The sequence below is a fragment of the Desulfovibrio sp. JY genome (assembly GCA_021730285.1).
Lineage (GTDB): Bacteria > Desulfobacterota > Desulfovibrionia > Desulfovibrionales > Desulfovibrionaceae > Solidesulfovibrio.
Genome location: CP082962.1, coordinates 4,514,760 through 4,536,689, shown reverse-complemented (window position 1 = coordinate 4,536,689; position 21,930 = coordinate 4,514,760). Strand labels below are relative to the sequence as shown.

At 64.9% G+C, this 21,930-nt stretch carries 20 protein-coding genes; 11 read left to right on the top strand and 9 right to left on the bottom strand.

Annotated features, from left to right (window positions below):
• The first annotated feature begins 138 nt into the window (after positions 1 to 138).
• Genes K9F62_20340 through thrC form a run of 3 tightly spaced genes read left to right on the top strand, consistent with a single transcriptional unit; the run spans position 139 to position 3,348 of the window.
• Positions 139 to 1,380: a phenylacetate--CoA ligase gene (locus tag K9F62_20340; GenBank protein UJX43265.1), complete on the top strand. Its 1,242-nt coding sequence runs from the start codon at positions 139 to 141 to the stop codon at positions 1,378 to 1,380.
• On the top strand, positions 1,377 to 1,883 hold the full coding sequence (locus K9F62_20335; protein UJX41001.1) for a DUF456 domain-containing protein: 507 nt from the start codon (positions 1,377 to 1,379) through the stop codon (positions 1,881 to 1,883). The genes K9F62_20340 and K9F62_20335 overlap by 4 nt, the downstream gene beginning before the upstream one ends.
• Positions 1,884 to 1,896: 13 nt before the next feature.
• A complete protein-coding gene (gene thrC / locus K9F62_20330; protein UJX41000.1) occupies positions 1,897 to 3,348 on the top strand; it encodes a threonine synthase in 1,452 nt (483 codons plus the stop codon).
• Positions 3,349 to 3,796: 448 nt separating this feature from the next.
• Here thrC and K9F62_20325 read toward each other — a convergent pair whose 3' ends face one another.
• Positions 3,797 to 4,366: a hypothetical protein gene (locus K9F62_20325; GenBank protein ID UJX40999.1), complete on the bottom strand. Its 570-nt coding sequence runs from the start codon at positions 4,364 to 4,366 to the stop codon at positions 3,797 to 3,799.
• A 217-nt stretch (positions 4,367 to 4,583) separates the two neighbouring features.
• On the opposite strand from K9F62_20325, the gene K9F62_20320 reads away from it, so the two are divergent.
• The 4 genes from K9F62_20320 (at position 4,584) to K9F62_20305 (ending at position 7,536) form a co-directional block, all read left to right on the top strand.
• On the top strand, positions 4,584 to 5,921 hold the full coding sequence (locus K9F62_20320) for a sigma 54-interacting transcriptional regulator (protein ID UJX40998.1): 1,338 nt from the start codon (positions 4,584 to 4,586) through the stop codon (positions 5,919 to 5,921).
• A gap of 157 nt (positions 5,922 to 6,078) precedes the next feature.
• Positions 6,079 to 6,876 (top strand): TlyA family RNA methyltransferase, encoded by a 798-nt coding sequence (locus K9F62_20315; GenBank protein ID UJX40997.1) that lies wholly within the window; start codon positions 6,079 to 6,081, stop codon positions 6,874 to 6,876.
• A gap of 16 nt (positions 6,877 to 6,892) precedes the next feature.
• Positions 6,893 to 7,177, top strand: a complete 285-nt coding sequence (locus K9F62_20310) for a type II toxin-antitoxin system RelE/ParE family toxin (protein ID UJX40996.1) — start codon at positions 6,893 to 6,895, stop codon at positions 7,175 to 7,177.
• A 20-nt stretch (positions 7,178 to 7,197) separates the two neighbouring features.
• Positions 7,198 to 7,536: a HigA family addiction module antidote protein gene (locus tag K9F62_20305; protein ID UJX40995.1), complete on the top strand. Its 339-nt coding sequence runs from the start codon at positions 7,198 to 7,200 to the stop codon at positions 7,534 to 7,536.
• 9 nt (positions 7,537 to 7,545) lie between these two features.
• Here K9F62_20305 and K9F62_20300 read toward each other — a convergent pair whose 3' ends face one another.
• Positions 7,546 to 8,442 (bottom strand): AraC family transcriptional regulator, encoded by an 897-nt coding sequence (locus K9F62_20300; protein ID UJX40994.1) that lies wholly within the window; start codon positions 8,440 to 8,442, stop codon positions 7,546 to 7,548.
• Positions 8,443 to 8,625: 183 nt separating this feature from the next.
• On the opposite strand from K9F62_20300, the gene K9F62_20295 reads away from it, so the two are divergent.
• From K9F62_20295 to K9F62_20280, 4 genes are all read left to right on the top strand, one after another.
• Complete coding sequence (locus K9F62_20295; protein ID UJX40993.1) at positions 8,626 to 9,246, top strand: nitroreductase family protein; 621 nt, start codon at positions 8,626 to 8,628, stop codon at positions 9,244 to 9,246.
• 177 nt (positions 9,247 to 9,423) lie between these two features.
• Positions 9,424 to 11,598 carry a malate synthase G gene (locus K9F62_20290; protein UJX40992.1) on the top strand — a complete coding sequence of 725 codons (2,175 nt, stop codon included), beginning with the start codon at positions 9,424 to 9,426 and terminating at the stop codon, positions 11,596 to 11,598.
• A gap of 230 nt (positions 11,599 to 11,828) precedes the next feature.
• Entirely contained in the window at positions 11,829 to 12,284 is a 456-nt protein-coding gene (locus K9F62_20285) for a flagellar basal body-associated FliL family protein (protein UJX40991.1), read from the top strand.
• A 158-nt stretch (positions 12,285 to 12,442) separates the two neighbouring features.
• A complete protein-coding gene (locus tag K9F62_20280; protein UJX40990.1) occupies positions 12,443 to 13,609 on the top strand; it encodes a mechanosensitive ion channel in 1,167 nt (388 codons plus the stop codon).
• 216 nt (positions 13,610 to 13,825) lie between these two features.
• On the opposite strand, the gene K9F62_20275 is transcribed toward K9F62_20280, so the two are convergent.
• The 7 genes from K9F62_20275 to K9F62_20245 all read right to left on the bottom strand — a co-directional run bounded on the left by K9F62_20275 (position 13,826) and on the right by K9F62_20245 (position 21,866).
• Positions 13,826 to 15,313 carry an ATP-binding cassette domain-containing protein gene (locus K9F62_20275; protein ID UJX40989.1) on the bottom strand — a complete coding sequence of 496 codons (1,488 nt, stop codon included), beginning with the start codon at positions 15,311 to 15,313 and terminating at the stop codon, positions 13,826 to 13,828.
• Positions 15,314 to 15,381: 68 nt separating this feature from the next.
• Positions 15,382 to 16,260, bottom strand: coding sequence for a 4-hydroxy-tetrahydrodipicolinate synthase (gene dapA / locus K9F62_20270; GenBank protein ID UJX40988.1), 879 nt, complete (start codon positions 16,258 to 16,260; stop codon positions 15,382 to 15,384).
• A 262-nt stretch (positions 16,261 to 16,522) separates the two neighbouring features.
• Entirely contained in the window at positions 16,523 to 17,050 is a 528-nt protein-coding gene (locus K9F62_20265; GenBank protein ID UJX40987.1) for a HyaD/HybD family hydrogenase maturation endopeptidase, read from the bottom strand.
• Positions 17,051 to 17,117: 67 nt separating this feature from the next.
• On the bottom strand, positions 17,118 to 18,812 hold the full coding sequence (locus K9F62_20260) for a nickel-dependent hydrogenase large subunit (GenBank protein ID UJX40986.1): 1,695 nt from the start codon (positions 18,810 to 18,812) through the stop codon (positions 17,118 to 17,120).
• A 76-nt stretch (positions 18,813 to 18,888) separates the two neighbouring features.
• The gene (locus K9F62_20255; protein ID UJX40985.1) at positions 18,889 to 19,833 is read right to left on the bottom strand and encodes a hydrogenase small subunit; all 945 of its coding nucleotides are present in this window, start codon (positions 19,831 to 19,833) and stop codon (positions 18,889 to 18,891) included.
• 336 nt (positions 19,834 to 20,169) lie between these two features.
• Complete coding sequence (locus K9F62_20250; protein UJX40984.1) at positions 20,170 to 21,027, bottom strand: M15 family metallopeptidase; 858 nt, start codon at positions 21,025 to 21,027, stop codon at positions 20,170 to 20,172.
• Between the two features lie 212 nt (positions 21,028 to 21,239).
• A complete protein-coding gene (locus K9F62_20245) occupies positions 21,240 to 21,866 on the bottom strand; it encodes a C-GCAxxG-C-C family protein (protein UJX40983.1) in 627 nt (208 codons plus the stop codon).
• Positions 21,867 to 21,930 lie beyond the last annotated feature (64 nt).

Here is a 21,930-nt window from a genome sequence, read left to right as displayed (position 1 = left end):
GTGATGCCCATGGAAAGCCATGTGGCCACGGCGATGCGTTAACCCTGGGTGGTTCCACCTTTTCCTCAAAAAGGAAGCAGCGTGTATTACGACGAAGCGGAAAATCTTTCGAGGCTGGAGATCGAGCGTTTGCAGCTGATGCGTTTACAGCGGACGCTTGCCCAGGCGGCCAAGTCGCCTTTTTATACGGAGCGGTTCAAGGAATGCGGCGTGGATATCGCGGGTGTGAAGAGCCTGGACGACGTGAAACGGCTGCCTTTTACCACCAAGCAGGATCTGCGCGACAGCTATCCGGACAAGCTTTTGGCCATGCCGCAAAGCGAGATGGTGCGCATGCACGTCTCCTCCGGCACCACCGGCACGCCGACGGTCATCTACCATACGCAAAAGGACCTGGACTGGTGGGCGTCGCTCATGGCCCGGTGCATGCACATGGTGGGGCTGCGCAAGACCGACGTCTTCCAGAACATGTCCGGCTACGGCCTGTTTACCGGCGGGCTCGGCATCCACTGCGGCGCGGAGAAGCTCGGCTGTCTGACCATTCCGGCCGGTGCCGGCAACAGCCATCGCCAGATCAAGCTCCTTATGGATTTCAAGGTCACGGGCATCCACATCATCCCGTCCTATGCGCTGTACCTGACCACCATTTTCGCCGAACTGGGCATTGATCCGCGCACGCTGCCGCTGCGTATCGCCCTGGTCGGGGCCGAGCCCTACACCGAGGAATCGCGTCGGAGGCTCGAAGCGCTCTACGACATGAAGTGCTACAACTCCTACGGCCTGTCCGAAATGAACGGCCCGGGCGTGGCCTTCGAGTGCACCGAGCAGCACGGCATGCACGTCTGGGAAGACGCCTATCTGCCCGAGATCGTGGACCCGGCCACGGGCGAGCCCGTGCCCGACGGCGAGTACGGCGAGCTGGTCATGACCAGCCTCGGCCGCGAGGGCATGCCGATCATCCGCTACCGCACCCGCGACATCACGCGTTTTCTGACCGAACCCTGCGCCTGCGGCCGTGAGCATCGCCGCATCGACCGCCTGCAGGGGCGCTGCGACGACATGATGATCGTCAAGGGCTGCAACATCTTTCCCATGCAGATCGAGCGCATCCTCATGTCCATGCCCGAGGTGGGGGAGAACTATCTCATCATTCTCGAGCGCGAGGGCTTCATCGACAACCTCCGGGTCAAGGTGGAGATCCGCGACGAGTTTTTCGTCGAGGACATGCGCCAACTCGGTTCCCTGCAAAAGCGCATCGCCGCGCGGCTTCGCGACGAGATCCTGGTCACGCCCCGGGTGGAGCTGGTGGAGCGCAATTCCCTGCCCAAGTCCGAGGGCAAGGCCAAGCGCGTGGTGGATAACCGGGAGCAGGGCGCATGACGATCGTGTGGGCGGGGCTTTTCCTGCTCGTGCTCTTGGCCTGCCTGGGCCTGCACGTGTTCGGCCTGCCGGGCAACTGGGCCATGCTCGGGCTTGTCGCCTTGTGGGATTATCTGCATCCCGCGCCGCATTTCGGCTTCGGGTTTTACGCGCTGCTCGTGTGCGTGGCCCTGGCCGGCGAGGCGGTGGAGCTTTTCGCCCAGCTGTTCGGGGCCAAGCGCTTCGGCGCCACGGGCAAGGGCAATCTGGGCGGATTTCTCGGCGCCTTGGCCGGGGCGCTTTTGGGCGCGCCGTTTTTTCTCGGCATCGGGGCCCTGTTCGGGGCCGTTGCCGGGGCTTTCCTGGGCTGCTATGTGTTCGAGCGCGCCCACGGGCGCACGGATTCCGAATCCCGGCGCGCGGCCATGGGGGCCATGTACGGCAAGGTGTTCGGGATGACGGCCAAGGTGGCCTGCGGCGTGGTCATGTGGGTGGCCGCCGCCCGCCAGGTATGGCCGGTCTAAAGAAGGAAACGGCATGATAACGGTCAGCGATTTCCCCAAATACCGGGGTAAGATGGAATATGTCTGCCTGGGTTGCCAGGCGCGGTTCGACATCCGGGAGCTGTACTACACCTGTCCGCATTGCGGCGGCGTGTTCCTGCTTGAGGACACGACCTTCGACAGCCTGCTGGAATACCCGGCCAGCTATTGGCAGGCGCTTTTCGACAAGCGCGCCGCCACCCGCACCACGGCGCTTCGCGGCGTGCTGCGCTTTTACGAGCTGATGGCCCCGGTCATGGACGAGGAGGACATCGTCTACCTGGGCGAGGGGCATACCCCGCTCGTGGCGGCCAACGCGGCGCTGACCGAGCTTGTCGGCGCACCCTTTTACTACAAAAACGATGGCCAGAACCCCAGCGCCTCCTTCAAGGACCGGGGCATGGCCTGCGCGTTCAGCTATTTGAAGCACCTGGTGCGGGTCAACGGCTGGGATTCGGTCCTGACCGTGTGCGCCTCCACCGGCGACACCTCGGCCTCGGCCGCGCTTTACGCCGCCTATGTGGGCGGGCCGATCAAGTCCGTGGTCATCCTGCCCAAGGGCAAGGTCACGCCGCAGCAGCTGGCCCAGCCCCTCGGCAGCGGGGCCACGGTCATCGAGGTGCCGGGCGTGTTCGACGACTGCATGAAGGTGGTCGAGCATCTGGCCGACAACTACCGCGTGGCGCTTTTAAATTCCAAGAACGCCTGGCGCATCCTGGGCCAGGAGTCCTACGCCTTCGAGGTGGCCCAGTGGTTTGGCTGGGACACCTACCGCAAGTGCGTGTTCGTGCCCATCGGCAACGCCGGCAACATCACGGCCATCATGGGCGGGTTTTTAAAGCTCAAGAAGCTCGGCATCATCCGCTCCCTGCCGCGCATCTTCGGCGTCCAGTCCCACCACGCCGACCCGGTCTGGCGCTATTACGACGAGACCGAGGCCGACAAGCGCCATTTCGAGCCCGTGTCCGTGACGCCGTCGGTGGCCCAGGCGGCCATGATCGGCAACCCGGTGTCGTTCCCGCGCGTGGCCCATTTCGCGGCCGAGTACGAGAAGATCGGCGGCCCGGGCAGTTTCCAGGTGTTGCAGGTGACCGAGCAGGCCATCATCGAAGGCATGCTTACCGCCAACCGCCACGGGCACATCAGCTGCACCCAGGGCGGCGAATGCCTGGCCGGACTCATGAAGGCCCGGGAGCTGGGGCTGGTCGAGCCCTCGGAAATCTCGGTGCTCGACGCCACGGCCCATCATCTCAAATTCATCGGCTTCCAGGAGATGTATTACGAGAATACCTTCCCCGAAGCCTACGGCATCACGCCCGATCCCAAGTTCGTCAACCGGCCCCGGGGCGTCATGACCGACGCGGACAAGGCGGCGCTTTCGCCCGAGGACTACACGGCCAAGGCCGCCGAGGCCATTGTTGCCGAGCTGGGGCTCGCCCACAAGTAAGCTTCGGGCTCTTCGCCATAGCCAACAAACGTCGGCCGGGCAGTCGTCCCGGCCGACGTTTCGCGTTGTTGGCGAGCGGTCGGTATAAAAAAGCGCGGCCTTGGGGGCCCTTCGGGTGCCGGTTCCCTACAGGTGACCAAGGCTGCGCCTGGGAAAAATCGGCGAACGCGTCCCGGCGAAGGAGGTTGGCAAACCCGGACACGGTCGCCGCGGTCGGGATTCGGGAGGGGTCGGCTCCGCATCCCTGGTTGATTTTTCAAGGAGGGGGGAGCGAGAGGGGAAACCCTTTAAAAAAGGGTTCTCCCCTCTCGCGCTCTCCCTTTCCTCAATTTTTTACTTTTTTTGGCGAACATAGCGTACGGCTCATTCCTCGCTAAAAGTCTTGGGAAGGGGGGCTGGGGGGAAACCTTTCGTAAGACAAAGTTTCCCCCCAGCCTCTTCTCCTCGCCTAGGCAGCCTTCTCGGAGGGGACGCCGCAGGCGGCTCGCACCACGTCCATGTCCACGACCACGGGCTCGCGGAAGGTGAAGCCTTCGCTCTGGCCCCAGCTTGCACCGTCGGCCGGGCGGCCGTCGTACAGGACGTCCTCAAGCACCAGATAGTCGGCCATGCCCAGGATGTGGTCCCAACGCTGGACGATGAAGTGGAACTTGGCCGGGTCGAAAGATTCGACGCCGCTCCAGGTCCAGGTGCGGGAGCAGGACTCGTCGTCGTAGCCGAGCAGGCAGACCTTGTTTTCGCTGCTGTCGATGCAATCGCGCTGGGTGAGCGTCACGGCGTCGGTGGCGACCTGGGACGGCTCGATATCCAGGAGCATGTCGTCGAGACTGGCCTCCAGCCGGGAGTCGGCGGTCAGGCGCATGCCGCAGGTGTTGTTGCCGTTGGCGCGCCACCATTCGAGGGAATTGGTCTTGTATAGGTTTTCGCCAAGCAGGCAGACCTGGGCGGCGGTCGCGTCGTCGACGGGATGCAGCGCCAGATCGCAGCACATGCCGGTGATGGTCAGGCTCAGGTTCATATGACGTCTCCTTCGAGTAAAATTACATTGCAGCTTCTGCGTTATTGGGAAAAAAAGCACTTTTCGTGCCGATAGAATTTTTATTTGTTTTCAGTATGTTGCTAGTTGATGCTGCTGGCGGACCTTCGGTGTGGACGATTTTTGCTTCCGTTACCATTGACCCCGTCTGGCTTCGGGCGCACACTGCAATCACGCCGAGACACTTGCCGGAGCCTGCATGAAGCGACCCCTTGACCCCTTTCCCGGCGATGATGCCAGCGCATTCGCCTTGGAGAACGTGGCCGACGGCGTGTTCGCCGTGGACCGCGATTTCATCATTCGCTATTTCAACCTCGCCGCCGGGGAAATCGCCCGTGTCGAGCCCGCCGATGCCGTGGGCCGCACCTGTCGTGAGGTCTTGGGCGTCAGCAACTGCCGGTCGGTGTGCGTGTTGCGCCAGTGCATGGAAGAGGCGCGGCCCATCGCCAACCGCATCGTCACGCTCAAGCGGACGGGCTGTCCCAATGTGCCCGTATGCGTGAGCGTGGCCCCGATCTGGGCCACGGGCGGCATGGTCATCGGCGGGGTGCAGGTTTTCCGCGACCTGTCCGGCGGCGGCTTCGTCAGCCGCCTGGCCGGGTTGCAGCCACTGGACGATTTCGGGACCTGCGACCCGCATCTGTCCGAAATCGTGCGGATGTTGCCCCAGATCGCCCAGAGCGACTCCACGGTATTGCTGCTTGGCGAATCCGGCACGGGCAAGGAGGTTTTCGCCCGGGCCATCCACAAGCTTTCCCAGAGAAGCACCGGCCCGTTCGTGGCCGTCAACTGCGGCGCGCTGCCCGAGCAGCTCATGGAGTCGGAGCTTTTCGGCTACAAGTCCGGGGCCTTTACCGACGCCCGCCGGGACAAGCCGGGCCGGTTCGCCCTGGCCGATTCCGGCACGCTTTTGCTCGACGAAATCGGCGACCTGCCCTATGCCATGCAGGCCAAGATCCTGCGCGCGCTCCAGGAACGTTCCTACGAGCCGCTGGGGGGCGTGGAGACGTTGCCGGCGGACGTGCGGGTCATTGCCGCCACCAATCGTGACCTGGGCCGCATGGTGGCCGAGGGATCGTTTCGCCAGGACCTGTATTATCGTTTAAATGTGGTGGTGATCCGCATCCCGCCCCTGCGCGAGCGGCCGGGCGACGTGCCGCTGCTCGTCGAGCGGGTGCTTGGGCGCTGCCGCATGGCCGTGGCCAAAAACATCTCGTCGGTCAGTCCCGAAGCCATGGAAAAGCTCATGGCCCACAACTATCCGGGCAATATCCGGGAGCTGGAAAACATCATCGAGTACGCGGCCATCCTGTGCCAGGAGCAGGTTATCGAGCCCTGCCATCTGCCCGAGCATTTGCGTGGCGCGTCGGGGGGATGTGGGGTGCGCACCGGCCGGACCATGGCCGAGGTCCGTTTCCTGGCGGCGCGCGAGGCGGTGGAGCGGCATGGCGGCAATCGCAATGCCGCCTGCCGGGAGCTGGAAATTTCCAAGGATACGTTGCGGCGCATTCTCGGTCGCCGCGAGACGGACGCGTAGCGCGTCTTTCTAAAAAATAGCGGACGTAAAATGCGTCCTCCCCTTGTTTGGGGAGGCTGGGGAGCACCGTGCTCTTCGGCAAAACGGTTTGGAGCAGGCGGCCTTTTTGCGGCCGCGGGCTTGGGCCACGTCCAATCGCGCTTTTGCAGGGGGATCCATGGCCAAGGAAAAATACCGGGCGGACCAGCTCGTGTGCGAGCAGGGGCTGGCCGAAACGCGGGAGCGGGCCATGCGGCTGGTCATGGCCGGGCTGGTGCGGTTCGTGGCCGACGGCCGGGAGATGCTCGTGGACAAGCCGGGGCGGATGTTTCCGGCGGACACGGTCTTTCGCCTTGAGCCGGGCGAGCGCTACGTCAGCCGGGGCGGGGGCAAGCTCGAGACGGCCATCGAGGCTTTCGGGCTCGATTTCTCGGGCATGGTGGCTCTCGATGCCGGCGCGTCCACCGGCGGTTTCACGGATTGTCTGCTCCAGCATGGCGCGGTCAGGGTCTATGCCGTGGACGTGGGCACGGCCCAGCTGCATGAAAAATTACGGGCCGATGCGCGCGTGGTGTCCATGGAGCAGGTCAATTTGCGCCATGCGCCGGACGATTTGCTGCCCGAGCCGGTGCACGCCGTGGTGGCCGACGTGTCCTTCATCTCGCTGACCAGGGTGTTGCCGGCCTGCGTGCGGTTTCTTTTGCCCGGCGGGCTGGTGGCGGTATTGGTCAAACCCCAGTTCGAGCTGACGCCGGACAAGGTGGGCAAGGGTGGGGTGGTGCGCGAGGAGGCCCATCGCCAGGAGGCGATCGCCCGGGTCACGGATTTCGCCCGCGACGAACTGGGGCTGACGCTCACCGGCGTGGTGCCGTCCAAGGTCAAGGGGCCCAAGGGCAATCAGGAATATATGGTGGTGTTTTCGCTGGGCGAGAATTGTCCGGACAGCTCCGCTGAGTTTGACCTGGAACCTGCTTAGTATTATCTGAAAGATAATGATCCTTGATTTCGCCTGCCCCCATACCGAAGCGTTGTTCTTGCGGCGGGTGCCCATGCCGCGATTGCCTGCGGCGCTGCAACAGGCGGCCCGGCGCAAATTGCGGCAGCTCCATGCCGTGGAACGCTTGCAGGACATGGCGATTCCGCCGGGAAACAGGCTGGAGAAGCTGAGTGGGGACAGAAAAGGGCAATTTTCGGTTCGGATCAACGACCGATACCGGATTTGTTTCGTCTGGGAAAACGGCAATGCCCATCAGGTTGAAATCGTCGATTACCATTAGCAACAGAGAACGGACAGGCTATGGACATCGTGGAAAAACTTCCCCCCATCCATCCCGGCGAAATCCTGTACGAGGATTTCATGAAGCCGCTCGGGCTTTCGCAAAACGCGCTGTCCAGACGTCTTGGCGTGCCGCCCGTGACGGTGCACAAGATCATCCACGGCAAACGGTCCATCACCACGGAAACCGCGTTCCGACTGGCGCGTTTTTTCGGTAATACGCCCGGGTTCTGGCTCAATCTGCAGCGGGACTATGAAATCGAGAAAGCCGAGGACGATCTGCTTCCCGACCGTATCGCCGCCGAAGTCCGCCCCCTCGGCGCCGCCGCGTCAGGCGGGGACGCCAGCCGGATAGGCTGATCCGGTCCGTCAGCCCTCGCCGCCTTTGAGCCGGGCCGCCTCTTCCGACGGGCTCGCCCCGAAAAGCCGTTTGTACTCGCGCGAGAACTGCGAAGCGCTGGCATAGCCCGCGAGCCTTGCCGCGTCGCCGGCCGTTCTCCCGGGCTCGGCCAGAAACGCCCGAGCTTTGTGCAGCCGCACGGTCTTCAAATACTTGAGCGGCGTGCTGGCCGTGACCGCCCGAAAGGCATGGTGAAACGTCGAAAGGCCCATGTGCGCCTCGCGGGCCAATTCCTCCACGTCGAGGGGGCTGGCGTATTCCGCGTGGATGCGCCGCAACACCCGGGCAATGGGCCGCAGGCGGCCGTTTTGCGCGGCCAGTCCCCGTAGGGCCATGCCCTGGTCGCCGCGAAGGGCCCGGTAGACGATTTCCCGCACGATGCCGGGCCCGAGCAGGCGCGCGTCGAGCGGCGAGACGAGACAGGCGGCCAGCCGCACCGCCGCGTCGGCGATCTCCTCGGTCATGGGCGAGGCGCACATGCCGGCCACATCGACCGAAGCGGGCGTATCCTCGTCCATCTCCAACAGCAATTCGCCGAGCACCGCCGGCTCCACCCGCACCGACAGCCCGTAAAGCGGCGCTTCGGGCGAGCCCAGGCTTTCGCAGGCAAAGGCCAGCGGGGCGGCCACCACCCAATAATGCCCGGGATCGAGTTCGTGGACCGTTTCGCCGCACACGGCCCGCTTCCTGCCCGTGGCCAAAAGCACGATGCACGGCTCGTAGAGCACCGGGGCCAGGGGAAAATGGCGCATGGCCCGGGCGTAGCGCACGCCGGGAAGCGGCGACGGGGAAAATCCGTCGTTCGTTGCCTGGGCGGCGAGCAGGGCGGCCAGGCGATCGCGGAGAAGAGAGGCGGGCGGCGTCACGGAAGTGTCCTTGGCAGGGGGGAGTTGCTTGTCGCGCCCTGAAAAATGCGCGATTTCGCAGGATCAGGCAAGCCCCCGACAGAAACGGGGCTTCCCGTGGGCCCGGCGGGGCGCTAGGACAAACCTGCGGCCGTCATTTTGGGCGGCCGTCTGCCACGACGAAAAACAAAGGAGACATGCGTCATGTCCATGAGCGTGAAGGATGCCATTGCCGCGCGCCACAGCGTGCGCGCCTTTGCCAGGAAAGCCTTGACCGAAGGCGAGATTACCGAACTGCTCGAAGCGGCCGGAAACGCGCCCTCGAGCCTCAATTCCCAGCCCTGGCGCTTCAAGGTCGTCACCGACCCGGCGGACCTGGCCTGGTTCGGCACCAGCGAGGCCACGCGCAAGCAGGGCTGGCTTGCCGCCGCGCCGGCCATCATCATCAGCTGCGTGGACCTTGCCCATTACGTCAAGGATTCCCAGGCGGCGGCGTTTTTCTTTCGCGACAACAAGTTGATCGAGGGCGAGCCCATGGACGGCATCGACGCCTATGTGGCCCGGGAGGCGGCGGCGGCCGAGCAGGCCAGGTTCGGCGCCTGCGCCATGAACACGGCCATCGCCGAGGCGTTTTTGATGTTGCGGGCCACGGAAATGGGCCTTGGCACCTGCTGGGTGGGGATGTTCGACGAGGCCAACATCAAGGCGCGCTTTCACCTTCCCGAGGGCTACCGGGTGGTCAACATCATGGCCGTGGGCTGGCCGGACGAGGCACAAGTGTATCCGCGCAAGCGCAAGAGCCTGGAAGAGATCGTCATTTCCTGACGCACTTCGCACCGTCGGCGGACGTCCGATGCACGTCCGCCGGCGCTGTCGACCGCACGCCTCCCGCCGGCCGGCCCTTTCCCCCTAGGCGCGCCGCTCCAAATCCCGTACAAGTTTTCGAACCTCATCCGTCCGCCAAGGACGATTGTCTGCTTCGCCCACCCAAGGAGCACCGCCATGCCAGACGACCGTATCGCCATAGCCGGCCTGTCCGTGGAAAAGACCCTGCACGATGTCCTCGTGACCGAAATCCTGCCCGGAACCGGCATCGACAAGGAAGCCTTTTTCGCCGCCCTGGCCGGCATCGTGGCCACGCTCGGCCCCGAAAATCGCGCACTGCTGGCCCGCCGCGACGCCATGCAGGCCGCCATCGACATCTGGCACCGGCAGCGCGCCGGCCAGCCCCATGACCCGGAAGCCTACAAGTGTTTTCTGGTCGGCATCGGCTACCTGTTGCCCGAAGGCCCGGATTTCGCCATCGAGACAACCGGCGTGGACGCGGAAATCGCCGTGGTGCCCGGTCCCCAGCTCGTGGTGCCCATAACCAACGCCCGCTATGCCATAAACGCGGCCAACGCCCGCTTCGGCAGCCTCTACGACGCGCTCTACGGCACGGACGTCATTCCCGAAACCGGCGGCGCGGCCAAGGGGCCGGGCTACAATCCCGGGCGCGGCGCGGCCGTGGTCGCCTATGCCGCCGCCTTTCTCGATATGGCCGTGCCGCTTGCCTACGGCCAGCATGCCGGTGTGACCGCCTACGCCGTAAAGGACGGCGCCCTGGTCGTGACCCTTGAAAACGGCCAGACCACCGGGCTCGCCCGGCCGGAGCGGTTCGTGGGGCATGTGGGCGGTCCCGACGCGCCGACAAAGATTTTGCTGCGCAATCACGGCCTGCACATCGAACTTGTCTTCGACCGCAGCCATCCGGTCGGCGCGGCCAGCCCCTCGGGCCTTCGCGACGTCGTCCTCGAAGCCGCCGTGACCACCATCCTCGACTGCGAGGACTCCGTGGCCGTGGTGGACGGGGCCGACAAGGCCCTGGCCTACCGCAACATGCTCGGCCTTTTCCGGGGCGACCTGACCGCCCGGTTTAAAAAGGGCGGCAAGGTGGTGGAACGGGGACTGAGTCCCGACCGGACCTACACCGCGCCGGACGGATCGGAGCTTGCCATCCCGGGGCGAAGCCTGCTGCTCGTGCGCAACGTCGGCCACCTCATGACCACGGACGCGGTCCTGGACGCGACCGGGCACGAGATACCCGAGGGCATCCTCGACGCCATGGTCACGGGGCTTGTCGGGCTCCACGACCTGCGCGGGACAGGAGCACTGCACAACAGCCGCGCCGGCAGCGTGTACATCGTCAAGCCCAAGATGCACGGCCCGCACGAGGTCGCCTTCGCCTGCGAACTCTTCGACCGGGTGGAGGACGCGCTGGGCATGGCCCGCAACACGCTCAAGATCGGGGTCATGGACGAGGAGCGGCGCACGTCGCTCAACCTCAAGGAATGCGTGCGCGCGGCCAAGGCCCGCATCATCTTCATCAACACCGGCTTTCTCGACCGCACCGGCGACGAGATCCACACTGTCATGGAGGCCGGGCCGGTGGTGGCCAAGGCGGCCATGCGCGAAACGCCCTGGATGGCGGCCTACGAGGACGGCAACGTGGACGTGGGGCTTGGCTGCGGTTTTTCCGGCCGGGCGCAGATCGGCAAGGGCATGTGGGCCAAGCCGGACAAGATGGCGGAGATGGTCACGGCCAAGATCGAGCATCCCCGCGCCGGGGCCAACTGCGCCTGGGTGCCGTCGCCCACGGCCGCGACGCTCCATGCCATGCACTACCACGCAACGGACGTCTTCGACCGCCAGAGCGAACTGGCCGGCCGTCCCCGGGCCGGGCGCGAGGATCTGCTCGTCCTGCCGCTTTTGGGCGCGGCGCGGCAGGCGCCGGCCGAGGTGACCCGGGAACTCGAGACCAACGCCCAAAGCATTCTCGGCTACGTCTCGCGCTGGGTGGACCAGGGCATAGGCTGTTCCAAGGTGCCGGACTTAAGCGATGTCGGGCTCATGGAGGATCGGGCGACGCTGCGCATTTCCAGCCAGCACATCGCCAACTGGCTGCGCCACGGCATCTGCGACGAAGAACAAGTGCTGGACGTACTCAAGCGCATGGCGGCGGTGGTGGACCGGCAAAACGCTGGCGACCCGGCCTATCGGCCCATGGCCCCGGATTTCGAGGCAAGCCTGGCCTTCCTTGCCGCGCGCGACCTTATTTTCAAGGGGCGCGAGCAGCCCAACGGCTACACCGAGCCCATCCTGCACGCCCGCCGGCGGCAGGCCAAGGCGCGGGGCTGATCCCGATTCGTCTAAACGGATTGTAAGATTCCGGCAGGGAAACCGGCAGGAAACACGGGGCATAATCCCGACGGCGAGCTGGCCGGCCTGCGGCTTTTGTCCCGGTTGTAGCTCCGGCCGTGGACAGAAGCCGTGGGCCGGCCTAACATGCTCCATGCGTCATCAAGCGGCGCAGGATCGGTCCGGGCGGCACAGGCCGTTTGCGGCCGGACGAAGGAGGCGCTTGCGGCATGCACAACCTTAGGAAGATCGGCCTGCTCGTGCTGGCTTTTTTGCTGGTGCTCCCGTCGCCATCCCTGCTCATGGCTTCCTCGGAAGGCGGGCACGGAGGCGAGGCCAAGAAGGGCGGTGAGGCCAAGGGCGGCGAGAAAAAGGAGGCCGGCAAGGCCGAAAACGGCGCCATCGTGCTCGGCCCGATGACCGTCAATGTGCTCAGCAACACGGGCTACCGTTTCCTGCACCTGACGCTCGATGTGCAGTGCGAGGACAACGCCTCGGCCGAGCGCCTGACCGACGCCGACTGCAAACAAGACCTGATTTTCTACCTTTCGTCCAAACTGGCCGAGGACCTGCTCACCAGCGCCGGCAAGATGGCCTTGCGCAAGGAATTGATCGAGCTTTTCAGCAAATTCACCGGCCCGGGCAAGGTGAAAAACGTCTATTTTACCGAACTGGTTTTCCAATGACAGGAGCGGGGCGGGAGGATGCCGGCGGCCGTGTTGACGATAATTCGTAACATGCGGTCGTGTTTGGCAAAACCGCGCTGCCTGTGCTAGCTTCCGGCCATGGCCCGTGGGGACGGGGCGCTTTCGTTCCGACAGCATGCGGGCCCAAGGAGGTGGCGATGGTTGGCGATGCGGCGAAATTTTTCGCGCTGACGGCGATTTTGGCGTTCTGCGTGCTGGTCACGGACGCCGGCCCCTGCTTTTCCCGGACCGAGTCGCCGGCCCAGGTCCTGGTACTGGCCGCCGCGCCGGTCAAGCACGTCATCAAATCCGGCGACACCATAAGCCTGCTGGCCCAGCGCTACGGCGTGAGCGCCGCCGCGATCCTCAAAGCCAATCCCGGCCTCGAGCCGTCCCGCCTCCAGCTCGGCCGGGCCATCCTCATCCCGGCCGGCGGACAACCGGCGCAGCCTGCCGTCCAGCCCAACAGACTCCCCGGCATCCCGACCTTGCCGGACGGACCGCCGGAAAGCGTCGAACTGCGGCCGGAAAAGGCTCCCCAGGCCACGCAGCCGCTTCAGGAACATGCCCTCACGGAGGGCAAGAAGTCCTCCGCTCCCGCGCCCCAACCCGCCGAAGCCGCCGGCCCGGCAGCGTCCGCCGCCGCACCCGAGGCCGCCGCCTCCGCGGCCGGCGCGGCCAAGGGGACCGTGGACCAGACCGTGGCCGCCATAAAGGAAAACGCCGCCGCCACCGTGCCCGTGGCCGTGGACAAGGTGGGGGGACGCACCCGGCTTTCCGTGGGCGGCAAGGCGTTTTTCGCCGACCAGATCGTGCCCCTGGCCCTGTCGCTCGGCAGCAAGATTGTGTCGGCGCTGCTGCTTTTCGCGGCCGGCGTCTGGGTGTCCGGGCGCCTGGCCGCCTTGCTGGTGCGGGTGCTGCGGGCGCGAAACGTGCCCCAGGAAGTGCTTTCCTTTGCCGGCAGCCTCACCCGCTACGGCCTGTATCTCGTGGTCGTCATCGCCACGCTCGGACAGCTTGGGTTCAACGTCAGCTCGCTGCTGGCCCTTTTCGGCGCGGCCGGTTTGGCCGTTTCCCTGGCGCTCAAGGATACGCTGTCCAACTTCGCCTCGGGGGTGATGCTGCTGCTGTTCCGGTTCTTCCGGGTGGGCGACCGGGTGAGCGTGCCCGGAGCTTCGGGCGCGGCCGGCATCGTCACGGATATCGACGTGTTCAATACCGTCATCCGTTCGGATACGGGCGAAACCATCATCGTGCCCAACTCCAAAATCGCGGGCAACGTCATCGTGGTGAACCCGTCGGGCGTGAAAGAGAAGGAAGATTAGAGTGAAGCAGTGCGAGAGGGGAACCCTTTTTTGAAAAAAGGGTTCCCCTCTCGCGCTCTCCCTTCCCAAAAACTTCTAACGGTTACGGGCGCTGTAACGCTCACGCTCCATACCCGTTAAAGATCTTTGGAAAGGGGGTCCGGGGGGAGAACCTTTCTGCAAGAAAGGTTTCCCCCCGGTCGCATTTTACGCCTCCGCCGCTCCGCCACTTCGCCGCTACAGCGGCGCGAGGTGGCCGGCCGTGAGGCGCAGCACGGTTTCGATTTCCGGGATGATGTCGCCGCGTTGGTGCACGGCGGCAAGCACCGTGACTCCGGCGCGCGCCGCCGCGGACACGGCCTGCATGGCCACGCGCCGCGACGGGGCGTCGAGGCCGGAAAAAGGTTCGTCCAGAAGCAGCAGCCTGGGTTCGCCGACCATGGCCCGGGCCAGAAACAGCCGGCGCGTCTGGCCGGCGGAAAGCTGTCCCAGCCGGCGCTCGGCCAGCTCGGCCACGCCGAAAAATTCCATCCACCGCCTGGCCGCCGCCAGGTCCTTGTCCGTGGGCGCGGCGAAAAGGCCGATGGTCGCCGAGATGCCGGAAACGACCAGCTCCAGGGCCGGCAGTTCCTTGTCGTAATCCGCCTCCAACTCGAAGGACACCATGCCGATGCGCTTGCGGATATCGCGCAGATCGGTAAATCCCTCCGGCGCGGCCAGCCCGGGGCGCATCGCCCGGCCGCCGAGGGCCGGATGGTATTCGCCGGCAATGAGTTTGAGCAGTGTGGACTTGCCCGCGCCGTTGGCCCCGACGAGGCCCATGTGCCCGCCCTGGCGCACGGTCAGGGTGATGGCGTGGAGCACTTCCCGGCGGTTTAAAAATACCGAGGCGTTTTCCAGGACGACCAGCGGCGGGCCGTCCGGGGACGGGACGGCTTCGGAGACGGGCAGGGCGGGGGCTGCCGCCTCGGACCCGCTTGTGGCCATGCTCTTGCGATAGCGCTCGAGTACGGTCTTCGCGTCGCCGGCGTCGATGATGCGCCCGCCGGCCAGGGTGATCCCCCTGGCCTCTCCCGGCGGCAAGGCCGCGCCCTGATGGCTGGTCAGCACGACCGCCGCGCCGTCGGCCGCCGCCTGCTCCACGGCCTGTTGGGCCGTGTCCCGGGCCGCATCGTCCAGGCTGTCCAGAAATTCGTCCAGAAAAAGAACCAGCGGCCGGCTGGCCAGCGCCCGGGCCAGAAGCACCGCCCGCAACTGGCCGTTGGAGAGTGCTTCCACGGGGGTGTCCGCCAGATGGCTGATGCAAAGCCGGTCCAGGACGGCCTCCAGGGTGTCCAGTTCCGCTGCCGAGGGCCGGCCCTGGACGTAGACCGCGTCGCGCGGGCCGGCCAGGATCACGGCGCTTGCCGGCTGGTGCGCGCACAAGCGCTTGGCGGCGCGCTGGATTTCCGGGGACACGATGCCGAAGCGCGGGCGCAGGCCGATGGGCGAGGCCCGGTCGGGGCTGCCCGCCATCCGGTAAATCCGATGTTCCCGGCCGTCGTCGTCGGGCCATATGTCGCCGCGCAGCAGCCGCAGCATGGTCGATTTGCCCGACCCGTTGCCGCCGAGGACCAGCCAGCGTTCGCCGGCGGCGACGGTGAGGGAGACGCCGCGAAGCGCCGGTCGGCCGCTGAAGGTCACGTCGGCGTTATCCAGGATGATACGCAGGGAAGAATCGTTCATGGTGTATAAAACGCGCGACGGGCCCTCCGCCCGGAAGGCCCGTCGCACGGCAGCAAGCTTGCGGATGGCTACAGCAGTCCGGCCGAGGCCAGGGCTGTTTTGAGCTTTTCGCGGTTCTGGGGTTGCAGGGGCACCATGGGCAGGCGCACCTCGGCCGGGAACCGGCCCATCATCTCCAGGGCGGTCTTGGCCGGCACCGGGTTGGTTTCGACAAAGGCCGCCCGGTAAAGCGGGCTCAGTTCGTAATGGAGCGCCTTGGCCTTGGTCAGGTCGCCGGCCAGGGCCGCGTCGCACATGGCGGCCATCTTGGCCGGCGCGAAGTTGGACACCACGGAAATGATGCCGCGTCCGCCGATGGTCATGGTGGGCAGGCCGGTGGGATCGTCCCCGGAAAGGACCATGAAGTCCTCGCCGCAGAATTCGATCACCCGGGAAACCTGACTGAGGTCGCCCGTGGCCTCTTTGATCCCCACCACCTGGGGAATTTCCTTCTTCATGACGGCCAGGGTCTCGGGCAGCAGGTTGACGGACGTGCGGCTCGGCACGTTGTAGACGATAAACGGAATGTCCACCTGTTCGCCGATGGCCTTGAAGTGGGCAATGAGTCCGGCCTGGGTGGGTTTGTTGTAATAGGGGGTGATCAGCAGGGCCCCGTCGGCTTTGGCGTCTTTGGCGTCCTTGGTGATCTCGATGGCTTCGCGGGTGTTGTTGGACCCGGCCCCGGCCAGAACGGGCACGCGGCCTTTGACCTGGTCCACGCAGATGCGGACCACCCGTTTATGTTCCTCGTGGGACAACGTGGCGGATTCGCCCGTGGTGCCGCAGGGTACGACGCCATGAATGCCCTGTTCGATTTGCCATTCGATAAAGGCGCGGAAGGCCTCTTCATCAACCTCGCCGTTTCGAAATGGCGTCACCAATGCCGTGATTGCGCCTCGAAACTCCATAGGGACCTCCTTGGATGAATAAACCCCGCCATTTCCTAGAATGTTTTTTGCCGCTCGGCAAGTACGCCCCGGGCATGGGGAGGTGAAGGGACGGGGGAGGAAGAAGCCGGGGGAGGGAACTTTTTGAAAAAAGTTCCCTCCCCCGGACCCCCACCCTCAAAAACTTTCAATAAAGGTCAGGGTTCCTCCTTAGTTGGCAGGAACAACTTTCACCCCTTTATAAACTTTAGGAAGGGGAGAGCGCGAGAGGGGAGAACCCTTTTTAAAGGGTTTCCCCTCTCGCATCTCCTCCCGCGCCCTTCTTGGGCGTGGCGACGCCGCCGACGTCGGCGAGTTCGGCCAGGGCGATGTCGATCATGGCCGGGATGCGGTCGGCGATGGTGGGGGTAAGTTCGACGCTCATGTTTTGAAAATCGACGGGTTCCATGCCGATGACCACGGCTTCCGGCCGCTTGCCGATCAGTTCGCAGTAGATCAGCGTGTCCACGAGGTCGGACTGGTGCATGGAGTCCTTGAAGGCCAGGGACTTGCGCAGGTCCTCGCCGGTGAGGCGGTAGACGGTGCCGGGGGCGTCGCCGCCGAGCACGGCGTCGAGCACGATGCAATAGTCGCAGTCCATAAGGGGCTGCATGAGCTTCATGCCCAGGTTGCCGCCGTCCATGAGGGTGACGTTGTCGGAAAAATCGTAGGTTTCGAGAAGGCGCTCCACGGCCCGCACGCCGACGCCTTCGTCGGTGTAGAGGATGTTGCCGACGCCAAGGATGAGGATTTTGCGCGGGGTATCGGACATGCGACCTCCTTGAGAAACGAAGAACCCGGCCGAAGCCGGGTTCTTCGTATAAACGGCGTTGCCGTCCTTAGCAAACCTTGAACTTGAGGATTTCGTTGGTCTCGGGCTCGATGACGTGCACGCCGCAGGCGATGCAGGGATCGAAGGCGTGGACCGTGCGCAGGATCTCGACCGGGCGCTTGGGATCGGCGATGGGCGTGCCGATGAGGGCTTCTTCCACCGGGCTCTTGTCGCCCTGGGCGCCCCGGGGACCGAGGTTCCAGGTCGAGGGGACGACCAGCTGGAAGTTGTCGATCTTCTTGCCCTTGATGCGGATCCAGTGGGACAGGGCACCGCGGGGCGCATCGGCCAGGCCGACGCCCTTGGACTCCTCGGGCATCTCCCACTTGGCGCACAGGGTGTTGTCCTTGGCGCCGCTGTCGGCCATTTCCTTGATCCACTTGTCCATGTTGGCGCAGACGATGGCGGTCTCGATGCCGCGGGCGGCGGTGCGTCCGAGAGTCGAGTGCAGGGCCGTGGCCGGGACGGACAGTTTGCCGAGGACCATGTCCACGACCTTTTTGAAGTCGGGCTGTCCCTTGGCGTAGGCGATGAAGGTACGGGCCAGGGGACCGACTTCCATGGCCTTGCCCTTGTAGCGGGGGGCCTTCATCCAGGAGTAGTGATCCTTGTCGTCGAGCTTGGTGTACTTGGGATCGGTGACGCCGTCGTAGGGATGCTTGCCGTCGCCGCCGGGGGCGTACCAGGAGTACTTGACGTCCTCGTAGATGGCGCCGAGGTCCACCTTGTCCACCTTGCCGAGGTCGCGGCCCATGATGACGCCGGACGGGAAGTAGGAGGTTTCAAGGTGTTTTTCGGGGGAGCTGTCGTCGGTGGCGAACTCGCCGAAGCCCAGGTAGTTGCTGGTGCCGCCGATGCCGCCCCAGTCCTTGTAGAAGCCGGCCACGGCCAGCAGGTCCGGGATGTAGCATTCGTTGATGAACTGGCAGACTTCCTTGGTGAGGGCCATGTAGTTGGCCAGCGGGTCCTTGGTCAGGGCCTGGTAGTTGGAGCAGCCGCCCACGACGGTGAACTGGGTGTGGGGGTTCTTGCCGCCGAGGATGGCCATGGCGCTGGCCGCCTTGACCTGCATGTGCAGGGCTTCCAGGTAGTGGGCGGTGGCGATGAGGTCGACTTCGGGCGGCAGATAGTAGGCCTTGTGGCCGCCGAGGAAGTAGGCGTTGGTGAAGATGCCGAGCTGTCCGGACTCGACGAAGGCTTTCAGCTTGTCCTGGACGGCTTTGAGGGCCTTGGCCGAGTTGCCGGGGCGGGCCGGGGCGATGGAGGCGGCCAGTTTGGCGGCCTTGTTGGGGTCGGCCTTGAGCGCCGCGGTCACGTCGACCCAGTCCAGGGCGTGCAGCTGGTAGAAGTGGACGAGGTGGTCATGGAGATACTGGGAGGCCATGACGAGGTTTCGCATCATGCGGGCGTTGGCCGGGATGCTGACCTTGACGGCGTCGTCGACGCAACGGGTGGAGGCCAGGGCGTGGACGTACGTGCACACGCCGCAGGCGCGCTGGGTGAAGTGCTGGGCGTCGCGGGGATCGCGGCCCTTGAGGATGATTTCCAGGCCGCGGAAGAGCTGCGAGGAGCTCCAGGCGTCCTTGACCTTGCCGTTTTCCACCTCGACCATGATCCGCAAATGTCCTTCGATCCGGGTAATGGGGTCGACCACGATGGGGCCGGTGAAGGTGGATTGCGGCGTGGGTTTGCTCTCAGCCATATGCTTCCTCCGTCACAAGACGTTCGGTGCTGTTGAAGGTGTCCGGGTACTGTACTGGCCGTCTGCGAAGGAAGGGCTAGCCCTGCTCGTAGAAGGGAGTCATGGTGTCCCAGAAGTCCGGCTCGCTGCAGCCGATGCAGGGATGGCCGGCCTGGACGGGCCAGTTGACCTGGTTGAACAGCACCTTGGGGCAGTTGTTGTAGGTAACGGGGCCCTTGCAGCCGAGTTCGTAGAGGCAGAAGCCTTTCTTGGCCTCTTCGGACTCGAAGGAGGGCGCGAATTCGGAGGCCTCGAAGTGGGGCAGGCGCGGACAGTTGTCGTGGACCAACTCGCCGTAGAAGAGCTTCGGCCGGCCGTTCTCGTCGAGATCCGGGATGCCCTTGGTCAGGACATGGACCACGGCGCCCACGAAGTTGATGGGGTTGGGCGGGCAGCCGGGGATGTTGATGGTCTTGACGCCGAGCGCTTCGGACACGCCCTTGGCCTGGCTGGGATTGGGCTTGGCCTTCTGGACGCCGCCGTAGGCCGAGCAGGTGCCGATGCAGATGATGCCCTTGGCCTTGGCCGCGGCTTTCTTGGTGGTCTCGAGCATGGGATGCCCGGAAACCATGCCCCACTTGCCGCCGTCGATGGTCGGCAGGCCGCCTTCCACGACCAGGTAGTAGCCGTCCTTGCCTTCGAGGGCCTGGTGCAGGGCCGCCTCGGCGGCTTCGCCGGCTGCGGCCATGATGGTCTCCTGGTAATCCAGGGAGATGGTGTCGAGGATCAGCGCGTCGATATACGGTTTGATGGTCCGGATGGCCGCTTCGGTGCAGCCGGTGCATTCGGCGTTGTGCAGCCAGATCACCGACGGACGGTGTTTGGCCGTCAGCGCCTGGGCGACCTTGGGCGCAAAGGCGGGGCCCATGCCCATGGCCGCTGCGACGGTGGCGCAAAATTTCATGAAGTCGCGGCGGGAGACGCCGTTCTGCACAAGCCGTTTTTCCGCATCATCCCTGCCAAGACCCACGGAAAAGTTCATAAACGTCCTCCTTTGTTTTACGAGAGGCATGGCCGGGGCGTCCCATGATCCCCCAGCCATGTTTGCATCCAATGACCCGTTCTGCACGCGGCCGTCGCAGGCGGACCGGCCGCTGCCGCCTCTCTATGACGGACGCGTCGCGTTCCTGCGTCGCCGAGTTCGATTTCCCTTTTGCAGTTAATCACGAGTTCTTTTGAACGTCAATGGGGTTTGGCAAATTTTTCACGTGATTCAAGGGTGTTACCGTGTGCAGGAGGCCGGGGAAGTAAAGGATATGAATAAAAAAATCGTATGCAGTATGTCTTACGAAGCTGCGACAGGGCGTGCTGGAAACGGCTAGCGGGAAGGGCGCAGCAAGGCGTCAATGGGGCGAAGCGGCAACGATTCGCCACGCGCCAGTCGGGCCAGGAGAATCAGCTCCGGCCGGTATTCGAAATGCATGAGGTCGAACTCCGCCCATTTGCCGCCCCAGACAAATCCCTCGGCCTCGAAGGCCGCAACCGCCTGCTCGGGAAACCGCTGGCGCACGGCCAGCATGTTTTTGCCGCGCGGCAGATTGCGCCAGTACGGATTGCCGCGCGGGCTGACGTCCACGGCCGCGGCGAAGGAGTGGACCGAGAGCCGGTCCGTGCCGGCGATCATCCGCCAGACCATGCCGCCCGAGGCCGGCAGCAAAAAGCGCTTGATGCCGGGATCGGCGGCGGCAAGCGTTTCCAGACGGCGGGCGACGCGCGCGAAGGCATCGGCCGCGCCGAAGCGGGTATTGAACTCCAGGCGCTGGTTGAAAAAGGCCACCGGGCGGCAGTTGGCCCGGACCTCGGCCCGGTCGTGGCCGTATAGGGCCAGAAAAAACGCCTGGACCCGGCTGCGGCCCGGCGAAAACCACAGCGGCGGCTCGGCCGTCACCGGACCGAGGGGATAGGGCTGGGCCAGCATGGTCTTGAGGTCCGGATCGCAAACCGCCTGTTCGGGCGTGCGGACGCGGCCGTCGTCGTAGGCAACGCGCGCGCCGTCGCGCAAAATAACCGTGATGCGGCCGCTAGGTGAAACCTCGATGGCGGTCATGACGCCCGGATAGGCCGTCTCGAGAACGGACAGGTCGCGCCGGGCCTGGGGAGAAATGGTCTGGCCCATGGCGGAAACGGCCACAGCCAGGCAACACAGCAAAACGGCAACCGACGCTACGCGACGCATGATGGCGATACTCCTTGGGGAAGAGCAGAGAAGAAAGTGCGAGAGGGGAAACCCTTTAAAAAGGGTTCTCCCCTCTCGCGCTCTCCCCTTCCTAAAGTTTTCAACGGGGTTGTTTTTCACCGCAACTACTGCATTCTATTAAAGTCTTTGGAAGGGGGGTCTGGGGGGAAACTTTTCTTCAGAAAAGTTTCCCCCCAGGCTCTTCTCCCCCTTTAACGGCAAAAAAGCGACAGCAGCCATTTGACCCGGCCGCACAGGCGTGGTTCGCCCTTGGTGGGGGCGTCGGGGCAGTCGGCCAGTTCCGGGCGCAGGGCGAGGATGGACCGCACGGCCAGTTCGGCGCCGTAGCCGGTCAGGGCGGCGCACTGGGCGGCATGGGCCTTGGCGTCGTCCTTGACCTTTTTGGACAGCACCCGGCAGCAGGCGGATTTGTGGCGATTGACGAAGGCTTCGTGGATGGCGGCGGATTGTTGGCGGATGGCTTGGCGGGTCGGGCCGTGTCCGCCCCGGGCGCAGACCATGCCCACGGCGGCGCAGGCTCCGGCTATGGCCCCGCACAGGCAGCCCCGGTCGCCGATGCCGGCCGTAAGGCCAGCGGCGATGCCGACCGCCTGTTCGTCGGGCAGGGGCTGGCCGAAGGCATCGTTGACCGCGACCATGATGGCCTCGGCGCAAAGGAGCTTGCGGTTGGAAAAAAGGCTGGCGGCACGCTTGCCCACGGCCGTGGTCAGGCTGTCCGCCGCCTCCAAGCGCGGCGAAGGGGCGTTCATGGTCGGTTGCCTTTTGCGGGGTGGCTTTGGGGGCAGGGGGTTGCGTCGGAAGAACTCGAACAGCAGCATTGCTTTTTCACCGCCAAGGGGGGCGGGGGATTCCCCCTATGGACGGTCCGGGAGGAAGCCGTTC